The following is a 15008-nucleotide window of genomic DNA, read 5'->3' on the forward strand; positions in this document are numbered from 1 at the left end:
GTCAGAAGAACCCGAGCGCGTTGGGGCTGTAGCTCACCAGCAGGTTCTTGGTCTGCTGGTAGTGGTCGAGCATCATGCGATGGTTCTCGCGGCCGATGCCGGACTGCTTGTAGCCGCCGAACGCGGCATGGGCCGGGTAGGCGTGGTAGCAGTTGGTCCACACGCGGCCGGCCTGGATGCCGCGGCCCATGCGGAACGCGCGCGCGCCGTCGCGCGTCCAGACCCCGGCGCCGAGGCCGTAGAGCGTGTCGTTGGCGATGGCCAGCGCCTCTTCCTCATCCTTGAAGGTGGTGACCGAGACCACCGGGCCGAAGATCTCTTCCTGGAAGATGCGCATCTTGTTGTGGCCGGCAAACACCGTCGGCTTGACGTAGTAGCCGCCGGCCAGGTCGCCCTCGAACACGTTGCGCTCGCCGCCGGCAAGGCACTGCGCGCCTTCCTTGCGGCCCAGGTCGATATACGACAGGATCTTTTCCAGCTGTTCGGCCGACGCCTGCGCGCCGATCATGGTGCCGGTGTCGAGCGGATGGCCCTGGCGGATCGCGGCGACGCGCTTGAGCGCGCGCTCCATGAAACGGTCGTAGATCGATTCCTGGATCAGCGCGCGCGACGGGCAGGTGCAGACCTCGCCCTGGTTCAGCGCGAACATGGCAAAGCCTTCCAGCGCCTTGTCGAAGAAGGCGTCGTCGGCGGCGAGCACGTCTTCGAAGAAGATGTTGGGCGACTTGCCGCCCAGTTCCAGAGTGACCGGGATCAGGTTCTGCGAGGCGTACTGCATGATCAGCCGGCCGGTGGTGGTCTCGCCGGTGAACGCCACCTTGCTGATGCGCGGGCTCGATGCCAGCGGCTTGCCGGCCTCCAGGCCGAAGCCGTTGATCACGTTGACCACGCCCGGCGGCAGCAGGTCGCCAATCACCTCCATCAGCACCAGGATCGAGGCGGGCGTCTGCTCGGCGGGCTTCAGTACCACGCAGTTGCCGGCAGCCAGCGCGGGCGCCAGCTTCCAGGTGGCCATCAGCAGCGGGAAGTTCCACGGGATGATCTGGCCGACCACGCCCAGCGGTTCGTGGAAATGGTAGGCGATGGTGTCGCCGTCGATCTCGGAAATGCCGCCTTCCTGCGCGCGGATGCAGCCCGCGAAGTAGCGGAAGTGGTCGACCGCCAGCGGCAGGTCGGCTGCGGTGGTCTCGCGCACCGGCTTGCCGTTGTCGATGCTCTCCGCTACCGCCAGCAGCTTCAGGTTGGCTTCGATGCGGTCCGCGATGCGGTTCAGGATATTGGCGCGCTCGGTGGTAGAGGTGCGCGCCCACGTGGCCTTGGCGGCGTGCGCGGCGTCCAGCGCGGCGTCGACGTCCTGCTGGTTCGAGCGCGGCACGCGCGTGAACGGCTTGCCGGTGATCGGGGTGATGGACTCGAAGTACTCGCCCCCGGCGGGCGGCACCCACTGGCCGCCGATGTAGTTGTCGTACTGCTGCTTGTAGGGGTTGCTGACGCCCAGCTGGGCGATTTCCGCCATGTTCATGTCTCGCTCCGTTCGAGTGATCTGTGTGGTGCCGTCACGGCGTGGGCCGTGCGCACGGAAGCAGATCGCAAGAGGTGTGCCGGGGCGGGAGAGGGCGGAAAAGCGGGGAGTAACCGCAGATCTGGCGGCGGAATCGGCCCGGGTGTGCCAGTGCGTGACAGCGGGTGTTCAGGATTGGAACACTCGGCGGATTCGTTGGTTATGCAACAGCGTTAACGCTTGCTGCTAGCTCACGCAATCGCTCCCCTCTCCCGCGAGCGGGAGAGGGGAGCAAAACGGCGGGATGATTAGCGCCGCGGGCAGTCGTCAATGCCCCGGTCCGGCCGCGCGCAGCGCCTTCACATCACCCGGCCTCACATCGGCTGGCTGGCCACCCCACGTCGCACGCAGGTAGTTGGCCAGTTGCGCCAGTTCGTCGTCGCTCATGCGTCCGGCAAAGCCCGGCATTTCCTGCATCGCCTCCACGCCCGGAAAGCGCTGCGCCTCGATGCCATCGAGCATCGACACGATCAGGTTGCGCGCGTCGGCGTTGCGCACCGTCGAGTTGCCGGCCATCGACACCGCCACGTGCGGCTTGCCTTCGCCCTCGCGGCCGTGGCAACCGGCGCAGACGGCGACGTAGTGGCGGCGGCCCGGTGCCAGTTGCGCGGCGTCGGCGCTCACGGCCTTTACCGGCTGCGGCGCGGGCGGCTGGTCGCCGAGCAGGTAGGTGCTCATCGCGGCCAGGTCGCCCTGGTTCAGGTACTGGCTGCTCAGATGCACCACCGGGGACATCTCGCCGAAGGCCGACCCTTGCGGCGCGATGCCGGTGGCGAAGAACTGCTGCAGGTCGGCGGCGGTCCAGCCGCGCGCGGCCAGGCCGGCGGGCGTGATGTCAGGCGCGCCGATGCGCGCCAGCGCGGAGCCGGCCAGCGGCTTAGACAGATCCAGCCGGCCGAACGCGGCGCGCGGCGTGTGGCATTCGGCGCAGTGGCCCAACGCGTTGGCCAGGTAGCGGCCGCGCTGCCACGATGCCGAATTGCCCTGGGAAGCATCCGGCAGCTTGTGCTCGAGGAACAGCAGGTTCCAGCCCGCCAGCGCCAAGCGCAGGTTGTACGGGAACTGCAGGTCGTGCGGGCGGTTGGCCACGGCGACCGGCTTCACCTGCATCAGGTAGGCGTACATGGCATCCGCATCCGCGCGCGACAGGCCGCGGTACGAGGTGTACGGCATCGCCGGATAGAGTTGCTTGCCCGGGGCCTTGCCGTCATGCAACGCCTGGTAGAAGTCATCCGCGCTCCAGTTGCCGATGCCGTGGGTCTTGTCCGGGGTGATGTTAGTGCCGTAGAAGGTGCCGAAGGGCGAGGCCAGTTCCACGCCACCGGCGAACGGCGCGCCCTGCGGCGCGGTATGGCAGGCGGCGCAGTCGGCGGCGCGCACCAGGTAGCGGCCGCGCTCGATCTGTTCGGCGGGCGACAGCTGCGCCTCGGGGGCTTGGTCGGCCGCGGGGGCAATGGCTTCGGTGCGGCTGCCGCAGCCGGCCATGATTGCGGCCGCGGCAATGGCGGCCAGCGCGGCGCGCGTGGCCATCATCAGGGGCGTGCGCTGCATCACTTGTCGCTCCCGCTGTCCAGCACCAGGCCCGGCGTGCTGGTGATCACGTCCTTGACGGCCCCGTAGTAGCGCACGTAGCCGGTGCAGCGGCAGATATGGCCGTCCAGCGCCCGGGTGATGGTGGCCTCGACCTGGTCCTTCGACACCGGCTTGCGCTTGAGCTGTTCCACCAGGATGGTGGCGCCGTTGACGAAGCCCGGCGTGCAGTACCCGCACTGGAAGCTGAAGTGCTCCAGGAACTTCTGCTGCACCGGCGTCAGCTCGACCACCTCGCCTTGCTCGTTGCGCTTGCCGTGGCCTTCGACGGTGCGCACCTTGCGGCCATGGAACCAGTGCGCGCCGGTGATGCAGCTGCGCACTTCCTCGCTGGTGCCGTCGGGCTTGTCGTGGATCACCACGCAGGCGTGGCAGATGCCCTGGCCGCAGCCCAGCCGCGAACCGGTCAGGTCCAGGTATTCATGCAGGAAATCGATCATCATCAGGCCCTCGGGCACGTCGACCGGGCCGACTTCCTTGCCGTTGAGGTTGAGCGTGATGGGCTGGGTGGCGATGCTCATGCCAGTACCTCCTGGATCTTGGCCGCCGTCACCGGCAGGTCGGTGAAGCGGTGGCCGATGGCATGCGCGATGCCGTTGACGATGGCGCCCACCACCGGGATCATCACCACCTCGGCGATGCCCTTGGGCGGGTCGGTTTCGGTGACCGGCGGCAGCACCGTGCCGGTCTGGCTCCACACCGCCACGTCGCTGGCGCGCGGCAGGTGGTAGCGGTTGAAGTTCCAGCTGCCGTTGCCGGGGCCGTCCTCGTAGAGCGGCAGGTATTCATGCAGCGCGTGGCCGATGCCCATGGCGATGCCGCCCTGCAGCTGGCCGGACACCAGCTGCGGCGACAGCTGCGTGCCGCATTCCATGATCGAGTGGTGCGACAGGATTTCCACCTTGCCGCTGGCCTCGTGCACCGACAGCTCGACGAAGGTTCCCACCGCGCTGTAGTAGGTCACCGCGGCGTTGTTGCGCTGCGTGGGGGCGATATGGACCTTGCTGCGATCGAGCACATGCCAGCCGCCCGGGCTGCGCATGCGCGCCTTGCGCGCTGCATCGGCGCCGTCGCCGTAGCGCACCGACAGGCCATCGACCGGCAGGCGCGCGGCGTGCCCGTTGATGTCGAAATCGGCCTCGCTCCATTGCCAGCGGTTGAAGGCATGCACGGTGGCGCCGGTCACCAGCCCGAGCTCGTGCGCCTTGGCCGCGAGCTGCTCCAGCGGCAGCGCCTGCAGGCCGCCGGCGCTGAGCTTGCCGTCGACCCAGCGTGCATCTTCCACGCGCACCACCAGCGAGGCCGCCTGGCCGCCACCAATGCCCTGGCTCCAGATCGCCATCGCCGCCGGCCACAGGCCGTGCAAAAACACCACGCGGGCGGCCTCGCGCGTGCTGTGCGTGAAGTAGTAGGCCGAGTTGGTGGCGCTGGCGGGCGAGGCATAGGCCGGCGACCAGCGCGGATTGGCCGACAGCCTGTCCTGCTCGGCCTGGCTCATCAGGTAGGGATCGCCGGATGCGGTCACCGGCAGGTCGGTCCAGTCGGTGACGGAGGTGCGCACCTCGCCCGCCGGCTTGCCCAGCCAGCGCGCCACCGCGGCGGCCTGCGAGGTCGACATGCCGGTGCCGATCTCGGCGCCGGAGTGATGCAGCACGATGCTGCCGTCGGCCTTCAGCTCGACCTTGGCGAACGACGCTTCCGCGCCGGTGCCGAAGTCCTTCTGCACGCAGGCAAAGCCCACGCCATAGCGGCGGCCCGGGTGGGCGGCTTCGTACTCCGCCTTCTTGCTGGCGCGGTTGGTCCACAGCGGATAGACCTTCGCTGCCTCCAGCACCTCGTCGACGCGGATTGCCCCGGCGGGGATCGCGCCCTGGGTGTTCTTCATGCCCGAGCGCAGCGCGTTCTTCAGCCGGAACTCGATGGGGTCGAGCTTGAGCTGCTCGGCGAACTCGTCGACCATCATCTCGGTCGCGGCCATGCTCTGCAGCGTGCCGTAGCCGCGCGCCGAGCCCGCGTCGACGGCGCGCGAGGCGATCGCCACCGCGGTCAGGTCGTTGTTCGGGAAGTAGTAGATCGATTGCGCCGCGGTGGCGCCTACCATCGCCACCGACGGCGAGAAATTCGAGCGCCCGCCGCCGTTGGCTTCGAGGTCGCCCTGGAAAGCCTGGAACAGGCCGGTGTTGCGGTCCACCGCGATGCGGTAGCGCATCCTGAAGGCGTGGCGCTTGATCGAGGTCTGGAACTGCTCGTAGCGGTCGTTGGCCAGCCGCACCGGCTTGCCGTCGGCGTACAGCGCCGTGACCAGGCCATAGAAGGGGAAGTTGTAGTGGTCCTTGGAGCCGTAGCCGACCGTGTAGCACGGGTGCAGGAACACCTGCTGCACCGGGAATGCGCCTTTTGCCTTCGCCAGCATCTCGGCCACGCTTTCGGCGACCTCGTTGGGCCCTTGCGTCGGCACCACCATGTGCAGCGCCTGCGCGGCGGCGTCGTACCAGCAGTTGGCGTTGTCGGGCTCGAGCGCGGCGGTATCGACCGACTGCGAGTTGTACTCGCGCTCCAGCACCAGCCAGTCGGCGGACGGCCTTGCCAGTTGCGCGCGGATCCGCGCGGCGTGGTGCATGCCCTGTTCGCCGAGCTGGCCGTGGTTCTTGCCGTCCGGCCAGACCGGCTGGTGCTTGCGCATCATGCTGGGGAACACCGGCGCATTCTTCAGGCTGGAGAACACGTCGTCCGCATAGGGTGTGGCGCCGCCCACGCGGACGAAGCGGAAGGTGCCCCACGGGTCGCGCTCCAGCGGGCCGGTCCTGGCGCCATAGCGGATTACGTCGTCGCGGAACTTGAGCTTGTCCTTGGCAAAGCGGAAGCGCGCGAAGTCGTGGTAGATCAGGATCGCCACCGCGTGGCCCAGGTAGGCCGGCGTCTTGCCGGCGGGCAGCAGCATGTCGTCGCCGTAGAAGGCGGGGAAGGCGACGCCGTCGCGGACCAGGTCGTCGGCGGTGACGATGCGGTCGGGCTTGAGTTCGTCGCCCAGCACGCCGAGGTCGAAGCCATCGTAGACGCGGTCGGCCCGGGTCGCGCGCAGGATAAAGGCGTGCGACTGCTGCCGCGGCCAGTGCGGCATGTCGCGCGAGCGGATATCGCGCGCGAACACCTTGGCGCCGGTGACCTTGGCGATGCCGTCGATGCGGAACCTGGGGGCGCCGGCCCTGGCGTCCCACTGCACGGGGGTCAGGATCTTGTCTTCGAACAAGGCCGCGAAAGCCTTGCCGCCGATGGGTGCGATGTAGACCGACACCCCGGCCACGACGCTGGCTTTGAGGAAGGTGCGCCGTGAAGGGTTGAAGCTGGGCATGGATTTCCTTGGGGGATGCGCAAGATTGCGCGGCAAGGGCAGCCATCCGCGGGCCAGCCGGGGACTGGCGCGGATACGGTTCAGGTGTTCAGGGGGACGCGGCCGCGATGGTGCGGCCGCTGCAGGGCCTGGCGTGCCGTCAGTCACTACGGCTGCGGCGCGGGTGAATCGGGGCGGGGCATGGTTGTCATGGTCCTGGCGCTGAACGGCTGCGCTGACCCCGCGATTGTCGCCGTGGCCTAGGGTTTACCTCAAGGCAGGGCGTTGAATAGTGGTTATCAGCCGGAGCGAATATTCCCCGCCGGCTTTTTGTTCACGCCCTTGCGTTCAGGCCTTGGGCCGTGCCGAGGCCGGATCGTAGGGCGCGCGCAGGTGCACGCGCGCGGGCAGCAGGGCGCCGGCGAGGTCGACGTGGTAGCTGCCGGCTTCCAGCCACGCCGCATCGGCCGGCCCGTCCGCGCGCGCCAGCAGCGCCATGCCGACCGGGCAGCCCAGCGTATGGCCGAAGGCGGCGGAACTGAGCGATCCCACCGGGCGCACGCTGCCGTCGGGGCCGGTGCGCAGCACGGCCTCGCCGCCCCACAGCATGGCATCGCTGGCGCCGTCGACCGTCACCACCACCATGCGCCGCGCGGGCGCGCCCGCGTGGCGCAGCCGCAGCAGCGCTTCACGCCCGCGGAAATCGATGCCGCTGGCCAGCTTGCAGGCGAACGACAGTCCCGCCTCGAACGGGTTGACCGAGGGCGACAGCTCGCGGCCCCAGGCGCGGTAGCCCTTTTCCAGCCGCAGCGACTCGATCGCGTAATAGCCGGCATTGACCAGATCGAGCGCGCGGCCAGCCTCATGCAGGGTCTCGTACACGCCCACCGCGAACTCCACCGGCACGTACAGTTCCCAGCCCAGCTCGCCCACGTAGGTCAGGCGCGTGGCACGCACGGTGGCGTAGCCGAGGTCGATCTCGCGCGAACTGCCGAAGGGAAAGCCGTCATTGGAGAAATCCGCGCGCGATACCTTCTGCAGCAGCTCGCGCGAGCGCGGTCCCATCACCGCCAGCACCGCATACTGTCCGGTGACGTCGACGATCACGCAGCGCTGGTCGGCCGGGATCAGCCGCTCGATATAGCTGAAGTCGCGCGTGGTCTGCGCCGACCCGGTCACCACCAGGTACTGGTCGTGCGCCAGCCGCGTCACGGTCAGGTCGGACTCATAGGTGCCGCGCTCGTTGAGCATCGCGGTATAGACGGTCTGCCCCGGGGGCACCGCCACGTCGTTGCTCATCACGTACTGCAGCACCGCCTCGGCATCGGCGCCCTTGACCAGGTACTTGGAGAACGAGCTCATGTCGAACAGCGCCACGCCCTCGCGGCAGGCGCGGTGCTCGGCGCCGCTCCACGGCAGCCAGTTCTGCTGGCCGAAGGCGTATTCGATCTGGGGCGATGCGTCCGCCGGCGCGAAGAAGTTGGGCCGCTCCCAGCCCATCTTGCTGCCGAAGCCGGCGCCGGCATCGCGCAGCTGCGCATACAGCGGCGAGCGGCGGAACGGCCGCGCGCTCTCCAGTTCGCGGTTCGGCCACGGCATGGCGTAATGCAGCCCGAGCGTTTCCTTGACGCGGTCATGCAGCCAGCCCTGGTTGCCGTTGAAGCCGGCGAAGCGGCGGATATCGACCGGCCACAGGTCCATGGTGGGCTCGCCCGCGACGATCCATTCGGCCAGCGCCATGCCGGCGCCACCGGCCGAGGCGATGCCCATCGAGTTGAAGCCGGCGCCGACGTAGAAATTGCGCAGCTCCGGCGCCTCGCCGAGGATGAAGTTGTTGTCTGGCGTGAAGGACTCCGGGCCGTTGTAGAACTGCTTGACCTGCGCGGTTTCCAGCGCCGGCACGCGCACCAGCGCGTTTTCCATCAGGATCTGGAACTGATCCCAGTCATCGGGCAGCAGCTGGAACTCGAACGGCTCGGGGATGCCCTGCATGCCCCAGGGCTTGGCGTCCGGCTCGAAGCCGCCCATCACCAGCCCGCCCACTTCCTCCTTGAAGTAGATAAAGCCGTCGGGGTCGCGCATCACCGGCAGGTCGGGATGCACGCCGGCAACGCGCTCGGTGACGATGTAGTAGTGCTCGGCCGAATGCAGCGGCACGGTCACGCCGCACATCAGCCCCACCTGGCGCGCCCACTGCCCCGCGCAATTGACCACGATCTGCGCGTCGATGCGGCCTTCTTCGCCGGCCTTGTTGCGCCAGCTGACGCCGGTGGCGCGGCCATCGCGGGTGTGGACCGCGGTGGTCTTGGTGTCCTGCGCGACCACCGCGCCGCGTGAGCGCGCGCCACGTGCCAGCGCCTGCGTGAGGTCCGTCGGGTTGGCCTTGCCGTCGCCCGGCAGCCACACCGCGCCAAGCAGATCGTCGGTGCGCATCACCGGCCATAGTTCGCCGGCCTGGGACGCAGAGATGACTTCGCATTCAACACCATAGGCCCGAGCCACCGCCGCGGTGCGGCGCAGTTGCGTCATGCGCTCAGCCGTGCGCGCCACCGACAGCGACCCGCATTGCTTCCAGCCGGTGCCAAGGCCGGTCTCCGCTTCCAGCTCGCTGTAGAGGCGGGTTGAGTAGCGGATCAGCTTGGTCATGCTCTCCTGCGCGCGCAGCTGGCCGACCAGGCCCGCTGCGTGCCAGGTCGTGCCGCACGAGAGCTGCCCTTGCTCAAGCAGAACCACGTCTTTCCAGCCCAGCTTGGTCAGGTGGTAGGCCACGCTGCAGCCGATGATGCCGCCGCCGATGATGACGACGCGGGTTTGGGAGGGCAGTGGTGGGGGCATGTAGGGCACCTTGGGAACGATGATCAGCGTGTGGCTGAATCTTATTCCACAAAATGCCAAACAACAACGCAAAATGCAACAGAGCTGTCGACGCCACGCGGCAGCGGCAACTAAAGCGCCAGAGGTCAGAAGGGCGCTTTCACCTCAGGATCGCCATGTCCGGCGAACAGCTTCAGCGTCAGGCGCTGCGCAAGGTTGCCATACGGCGGATGGAACAAGCCGATGGGAAAGAAGCGATGCCGCTTGAACACGGTGCGCGCGTGCGACAGCTCCCGGAATCCCTCCTCGCCGTGATAATTGCCCATCCCTGACTGGCCGACGCCGCCAAAGGGCGCATCGTGGTTGACCACGTGCCAGGCCCAGTCGTTGATGGTGACCCCGCCGGAATGCGTGCGCGCCAGCAGCTTCTCGCGTTCAGGCCTGTCATGGCTGAAGCAGTACAGCGCCAGCGGGCGTGCTTGCTGCTGCACCATTTCGATTGCTTGCTCGTGCGTGTCGTAGGGCACCACGGGCAAGACGGGGCCGAAGATTTCCTCGCGCATCAGGCGCATCTGCGGCGTGCAATGCGTGACGATATGGAGTGGCATGCGCCGCCCGCTGCCAACCTCTCCGCAGGCGATGACCGTCGCGCCCTTGGCGCGTGCATCGTCCAGCAGGTCCAGTATCCGCGCCGCGTGGCGGTCGGTGGCCAGCGCTGTGTAGTCGGCGTTGGTGCCGGTAAGCTTGCCGAAGAGTTTCACAAAGCTCTGCTGCAATGCCTCGACGAAGGCGTCCACCTGCTCTCGCGGCACCAATGCATAGTCAGGTGCCACGCAGATCTGCCCGCAGTTGATCCCCTTGCCATGGGCGATGCTTCTGGCGGCCTCGCGCACCGGATAGTCGCGCAACACGATGGCAGGCGACTTGCCGCCGAGTTCCAGCGTGACCGGCGTGAGATTGCGCGCTGCCTGGGCCATGACAATGCGGCCCACCGCCGGCGAGCCGGTGAAGACAATGTGGTTGAAGGGCAGGGCGGTGAAGACGGCGGGGTCTTCCAGCTCCTCGCCGATCAGCGCAACATGGTCCTCGGCGAAGACCTCGCCCAGCATCTTCCTGAGCGTGGCGTTGGTGGCCGGAGTGGTCTCCGGCATCCTGATCATGACGCGGTTGCCTGCCGCCAGCGCTGTCACCAGCGGCCCGAGCGACAGGTAGACCGGGAAATTCCAGGTGGCGATGACCCCGACCACGCCCTTGGGCTGGTATCTCACCTGGAGGCTGTTGGTCGCAAACAGCAGTTCGGGCCTGCGCCGGCTCGGGCGCATCCAGCGGCGCAGGTGCGAGATCGCGTGCCGGATTTCGAGCGTGGTCGGCAGGACTTCCAACATCTTGGTTTCGGCCACGGCCCGCTCGCCGAAGTCGCGCGAAATTGCCTCGGCCAGCACGTCCTGGTAGCGCAGCAGTTGCCGCTTGAGTGCGCGCAGGTGGTTCCGTCTTGTGCCGGCGTCCGGGCAGGTGTCCTGCAGGAAGGCCTGCTGCTGGGCAGCGAACAGCGCTTCCACGCGGGCATGCTCAATGACCTGGCTGGCCTGCTGATCTGTCAGCGCGCGGTCATTCATGCCGACCTCCGCTGTTCGGTGGCCTGCGGCAGCGTATCGGATCGGGTTTCCTCTTCGGCATAGGCGCGGCCGCCAAAGCGCAGCGCGGAATGTGCGCGACGAGACTGGCACAGCGGGTAGAACATCTGGATGAACCAGCGCTCCTGGCCAAAGATCAGATCGTCCTGCAAGCCGACCTTGGCCGGGTACTTGCGCGTGATGTGGGCGGTGCCGAACAGGATGTCCCAGAAGAACAGGAGATTGCCGAAATTGCCCTTGTAATGCCCGATGCCGTCCTCGTTGGTCAGCGCGTGATGGGCCCAGTGCGTGGCAGGCGTCGAGATGGTCCGTTCCAGCAGCCACATCAGCGGGCGCAGTACACGGATCCTGTACAAGGGTTCGTCCCAGCGCCATGCGCTGTGCGCCCCGAGAATCACGGCGATCTTGACGACGAAGTAGACGCCGTAGACCTTGGCAAAGCCGAGGTACAGCAACACACCCGCGAACCAGAGACCCGGCATCATCAGGTAATAGAAGAAGTTGTTGCGGTACGTGATGCGGATGCTCATGTATTGCGCGGTGTGGTGCGCACGGTGCAATGGCCACAACAGTGGGGTATGCGAGATCCGATGCCACCAGTACTGGGTGAGGTCATCGCAAACCAGCAGGATCGCGGCCATGGCCCACCACGGCAGGTCCGCCCAGGCGCCACGCTGTTCCGGAATCAGCCACCTGCAGAGCACGTTCGTGGCGAGCAAGAGCAGCGGCTGCACCACCGCCAGCAAGCTCAGGAACATGGCCAGTTCCAGCCGGGTGTCTTCCTGTGTAGCGTGAACGCTATCCTTGTAGCGCCGTGTGACGATCTCCAGCCCGGCAAAGCCAAGCATGAGTGTCACGATCAATATGTTCTGTAGCTGCGGACTCATGTGGGTGTCTCCGATCTCGCTTTATGGGCTGTATGACGCCAGCGTCCGAATGACTGTAGGCTTGCCGTGCTAATGCGTCCAATGCATACTTTGCAATGTTCTAATGCGTTGAGAGCATTGAAATGATGGACCTCCGCCGCCTCAGTCATGTCCTGGCGCTTGCCGATGAGTTGCATTTCGCGCGGGCGGCGGAGCGCGTTCACCTTAGCCAGCCAGCCTTCAGTCGCAGCATCCAGGCCATTGAAGGCGACCTTGGCATCCGCCTGTTCGATCGCGAGGTCGGAGATGTGCGGCCAACCCCGGCCGGCGAATTCGTGGTCGCGCGGGCGCGGCGGCTGCTGTTCGAGGCACGCTGCCTGCAGCGCGATGTCGATCTCTATCGCGACAGTCAGTTGGGCGACACGGCATTCGGCATCGGGCCCTTCCCGGCCGCGACCCTCTTGCCGCTGGTGCTGACCGAATTGCGCCGACTGCATCCGGAGGTTGCCTTGCGCGTGGAGGAGAGCAACTGGCAGCAGTTGCTGGAACGCCTGCGCGCCGAGGATATCGAGTTCTTCGTCGCCGATGTGCGCGACCTGCCCGATGACGCGGCGCTGGATATCCATCCCCTGGGAAAGCAGCGCGGCGACCTCTACGTCCGCGCCGCGCATCCGCTTGCCGGACGTCAATGCTCGTTGAAGGACGCCTGGGCGTATGGCATCGCGGCGACGAAGCTGCCAAGCCCGGTGCGAGCTGCGCTGGCAAGGTTGCTTGGTTTACCTGCGGGCCAGGAACCCGTTCTTGCGCTGGAATGCGATGACATTGCCGTGCTCCGGCGCGTGGCGTTGTCCACCGACACGGTGCTTGCCGCGACGCAGGTGTCGATGCGGACAGATGTTGAGTCAGGCGCGCTGTTGCCGCTGCAAATCCGCGGGCTGCCCTCGCTGTATTCCGAAATGGGAGTGGTGAGCCTTCGCAACCGGACGCCATCGCCGATGGCGCAGAATGCCATCGCCTGCTTCACGCGGGTAGCCCGCGAAATGAACAGCTAGCTGACGCGGATCGCCACGGGAATATGACCGCTACCGCGCCATCTGCAGCGTCACAATGCCCGCAAGCACCAGCGTTGTGGCAATCAGCCGCCGCCGGTCGAAAGCCTCGCGCAGCAGGAAGTGCCCCAGCAGCGCGGCGAAGATCACGCTCGACTCGCGCAGCGCCGCCAGCTTGGCCACCGGCGCCATGGTCATGGCCCACAGCATCAGCGCATACGAGCCCACGCGGTTGATGCCGCCGATGCCGGCTCGCTTCCATTCCGTGCGCAGCAGCGTCAGCAGTGACGTGCCGCGGCGGGCAAAGGCGTAGCCGGGCATGAACACGTGCGACATCGCCTGCAGCCACACGATGTAGGTCAGCACCTCGCCATGGCGCTTGACCGCGGTGCCGTCGATCACGGTGCCGCCCGCCAGGCAGGCCCCGGCCAGCAGCGCGAAGCCAAGCAGGTCGGGCGCCTGCCGGCGCCAGTGCACCAGGCTGACCAACCCGCAGCAGATCAGCGCGATGCCGGCATAGCCGCCCGGGCCCAACCGCTCGCTCCCGGTAAGCAACAGCAGCATCGCCACCATCATCGGCGCCGAGCCGCGCATCAGCGGATAGGCCTGGCTGAAGTCGCCGCGGTTGTAGGCGGCCACCAGCGACAACTTGTAGACCACCTCCAGCGCCACCGTGGCCAGCAGGAATGGCCACACCTGCGGCGCGGGCACGGGCACCAGCAGCAGGAAGGGCAGCGCCACCAGCAGACAGAAGGTGTCGATCAGCGCCATCGACGAGAGCCGGTCGCCGCCGATCTTGACGATGGCGTTCCACGACGCGTGCATCAGCGCCGACAGCATCACGGCGGCAAAGGCGAGGCCGTGGAAATCCGGGGGGAGGGACATGAAGGGGTGGTTGGTTCTTGTGGTTTGCTGCGTCGGGACATTACGCGAACCCGCATGTTTTCTCCCCTCTCCCGCTTGCGGGAGAGGGGAGCTTGCTGCGGGCGACTTGGGACGTTCAGTCTGTCAAGCCGCCTCTGCCAGCCGCCCCTGCATCTCGATCCCCATCTCCCTTAGCACCTCGCCGATTGCCGTCACCACGTTGCGCATCTCGTTGTCGTCGATCGCGCCGATGCAGCCCACGCGGAAGGTTTCCACCTGGGTCAGCTTGCCCGGGTACAGGATGTAGCCGCGCTCGCGCACCTTGGCGTAGAAGCTCTTGAAGTCATAGCGCGCATCCGCCGGCGCGTGGAAGGTGACGATGATCGGGGCCTGCACCGCCGCCGGCAGGAAGGCGCGGAAGCCCAGCGCCGCCATGCCCTTTACCAGCGTGTCGCAGTTGCGGCGATAGCGCGCGCCGCGCACCGGCTGGCCGCCCTCTTCCAGGAACTGGTCCAGCGCGGCCCGGAATGCCGCCACCACGTGCGTCGGTGGGGTGAAGCGCCACTGCGTGGTCTTCTGCATGTAGACGTACTGGTCGTAGAGGTCCAGCGCCAGCGAGTGGCTGTTGCCCTGGCTGGCTTCCAGCACCTCTTGCTTCACCAGCACGAAGCCCATGCCGGGCACGCCCTCGATGCACTTGCCGGTGGCGGCCACCAGCGCATCGAAGGGCATGGTGCGGGCATCGATCTCGATCGCGCCGAACGAGCTCATGGCATCGACGATCAGGCCCTTGCCCAGGCGCTGGCACAGCAGCGCGATGTCCTGCAGCGGGTTGAGCACGCCGGCGCCGGTCTCGCAGTGCACTTGCGCCACGTGCGTGATCGACGGGTCGCGCCGCAGTGCTTCCTCGATCAGCGCGGCGCTGGCGGGCTGGTCTTCCGGGATCGGCAGTTCCACGCTGGCGCGCCCGAGTACCTTGCAGATCTTCAGGATGCGCTGGCAGTAGGCGCCGTTCTGCGGCACCAGCACCTTGCCGTCGCGCGGCACCACGTTGGCGATGGCGGCTTCCACCGAGAAGGTGCCGCTGCCCTGCATCGGCACGCACACATGGGTGCCGTCGCCGTGGACGATGCGCACCAGGTCGTCGCACAGGCTGCGCGTGATGCTGTTGAAGCCGGCATCCCACGAGCCCCAGTCGCGCAGCATCGCCTGCTTGGTGGCGAGCGAGGTGGTCAGGGGGCCGGGGGTCAGAAGGATCGGATCGTTGCCGCGGATCATGGTGAGCTCCTGATTGGGAAG

10 protein-coding genes are annotated in these 15008 nt (G+C 67.2%); 1 reads left to right on the forward strand and 9 read right to left on the reverse strand.

The window, feature by feature from the left end:
- Position 1 precedes the first annotated feature (1 nt).
- The 7 genes from adh to MKD50_RS02935 all read right to left on the reverse strand — a co-directional run bounded on the left by adh (position 2) and on the right by MKD50_RS02935 (position 11817).
- Positions 2–1522, reverse strand: coding sequence for an aldehyde dehydrogenase (adh, locus tag MKD50_RS02905; RefSeq protein WP_252666327.1), 1521 nt, complete (start codon positions 1520–1522; stop codon positions 2–4).
- Positions 1523–1828: 306 nt separating this feature from the next.
- Positions 1829–3112: a cytochrome c gene (locus MKD50_RS02910; protein ID WP_252666328.1), complete on the reverse strand. Its 1284-nt coding sequence runs from the start codon at positions 3110–3112 to the stop codon at positions 1829–1831.
- The gene (locus MKD50_RS02915) at positions 3112–3672 is read right to left on the reverse strand and encodes a (2Fe-2S)-binding protein (protein WP_252666329.1); all 561 of its coding nucleotides are present in this window, start codon (positions 3670–3672) and stop codon (positions 3112–3114) included. Before MKD50_RS02915 ends, MKD50_RS02910 begins: the two co-directional genes overlap by 1 nt.
- A complete protein-coding gene (locus MKD50_RS02920; protein ID WP_252666330.1) occupies positions 3669–6503 on the reverse strand; it encodes a xanthine dehydrogenase family protein molybdopterin-binding subunit in 2835 nt (944 codons plus the stop codon). The genes MKD50_RS02915 and MKD50_RS02920 overlap by 4 nt, the downstream gene beginning before the upstream one ends.
- Positions 6504–6830: 327 nt before the next feature.
- Positions 6831–9317, reverse strand: a complete 2487-nt coding sequence (locus tag MKD50_RS02925) for a GcvT family protein (RefSeq protein WP_252666331.1) — start codon at positions 9315–9317, stop codon at positions 6831–6833.
- A 125-nt stretch (positions 9318–9442) separates the two neighbouring features.
- The gene (locus MKD50_RS02930) at positions 9443–11023 is read right to left on the reverse strand and encodes a coniferyl aldehyde dehydrogenase (protein WP_252666332.1); all 1581 of its coding nucleotides are present in this window, start codon (positions 11021–11023) and stop codon (positions 9443–9445) included.
- Positions 10909–11817, reverse strand: coding sequence for a sterol desaturase family protein (locus MKD50_RS02935; RefSeq protein ID WP_252666333.1), 909 nt, complete (start codon positions 11815–11817; stop codon positions 10909–10911). Before MKD50_RS02935 ends, MKD50_RS02930 begins: the two co-directional genes overlap by 115 nt.
- A 122-nt stretch (positions 11818–11939) precedes the next feature.
- On the opposite strand from MKD50_RS02935, the gene MKD50_RS02940 reads away from it, so the two are divergent.
- Entirely contained in the window at positions 11940–12848 is a 909-nt protein-coding gene (locus MKD50_RS02940) for a LysR family transcriptional regulator (RefSeq protein WP_305882066.1), read from the forward strand.
- A 30-nt stretch (positions 12849–12878) separates the two neighbouring features.
- Here MKD50_RS02940 and MKD50_RS02945 read toward each other — a convergent pair whose 3' ends face one another.
- Together MKD50_RS02945 and MKD50_RS02950 are read right to left on the reverse strand one after the other, a co-directional pair.
- Positions 12879–13730: an EamA family transporter gene (locus tag MKD50_RS02945; RefSeq protein ID WP_252666334.1), complete on the reverse strand. Its 852-nt coding sequence runs from the start codon at positions 13728–13730 to the stop codon at positions 12879–12881.
- Between the two features lie 123 nt (positions 13731–13853).
- The gene (locus tag MKD50_RS02950; RefSeq protein WP_252666335.1) at positions 13854–14987 is read right to left on the reverse strand and encodes a 2-aminoethylphosphonate--pyruvate transaminase; all 1134 of its coding nucleotides are present in this window, start codon (positions 14985–14987) and stop codon (positions 13854–13856) included.
- Between the last annotated feature and the right edge of the window lie 21 nt (positions 14988–15008).

This window comes from Cupriavidus mimosae, from assembly GCF_023952485.1.
Taxonomy (GTDB): Bacteria; Pseudomonadota; Gammaproteobacteria; order Burkholderiales; family Burkholderiaceae; genus Cupriavidus; species Cupriavidus taiwanensis_C.

What these genes read in the sequence shown, in the direction of transcription:
- MKD50_RS02935 (WP_252666333.1), bottom strand. Translation starts at nt 11,817, where the DNA reads ATGAGTCCGCAGCTACAGAACATATTGATCGTGACACTCATGCTTGGC.
- MKD50_RS02925 (WP_252666331.1), bottom strand. Translation starts at nt 9,317, where the DNA reads ATGCCCCCACCACTGCCCTCCCAAACCCGCGTCGTCATCATCGGCGGC.
- MKD50_RS02910 (WP_252666328.1), bottom strand. Translation starts at nt 3,112, where the DNA reads ATGCAGCGCACGCCCCTGATGATGGCCACGCGCGCCGCGCTGGCCGCC.
- adh (WP_252666327.1), bottom strand. Translation starts at nt 1,522, where the DNA reads ATGAACATGGCGGAAATCGCCCAGCTGGGCGTCAGCAACCCCTACAAG.
- MKD50_RS02945 (WP_252666334.1), bottom strand. Translation starts at nt 13,730, where the DNA reads ATGTCCCTCCCCCCGGATTTCCACGGCCTCGCCTTTGCCGCCGTGATG.
- MKD50_RS02940 (WP_305882066.1), top strand. Translation starts at nt 11,940, where the DNA reads ATGATGGACCTCCGCCGCCTCAGTCATGTCCTGGCGCTTGCCGATGAG.
- MKD50_RS02920 (WP_252666330.1), bottom strand. Translation starts at nt 6,503, where the DNA reads ATGCCCAGCTTCAACCCTTCACGGCGCACCTTCCTCAAAGCCAGCGTC.
- MKD50_RS02950 (WP_252666335.1), bottom strand. Translation starts at nt 14,987, where the DNA reads ATGATCCGCGGCAACGATCCGATCCTTCTGACCCCCGGCCCCCTGACC.
- MKD50_RS02915 (WP_252666329.1), bottom strand. Translation starts at nt 3,672, where the DNA reads ATGAGCATCGCCACCCAGCCCATCACGCTCAACCTCAACGGCAAGGAA.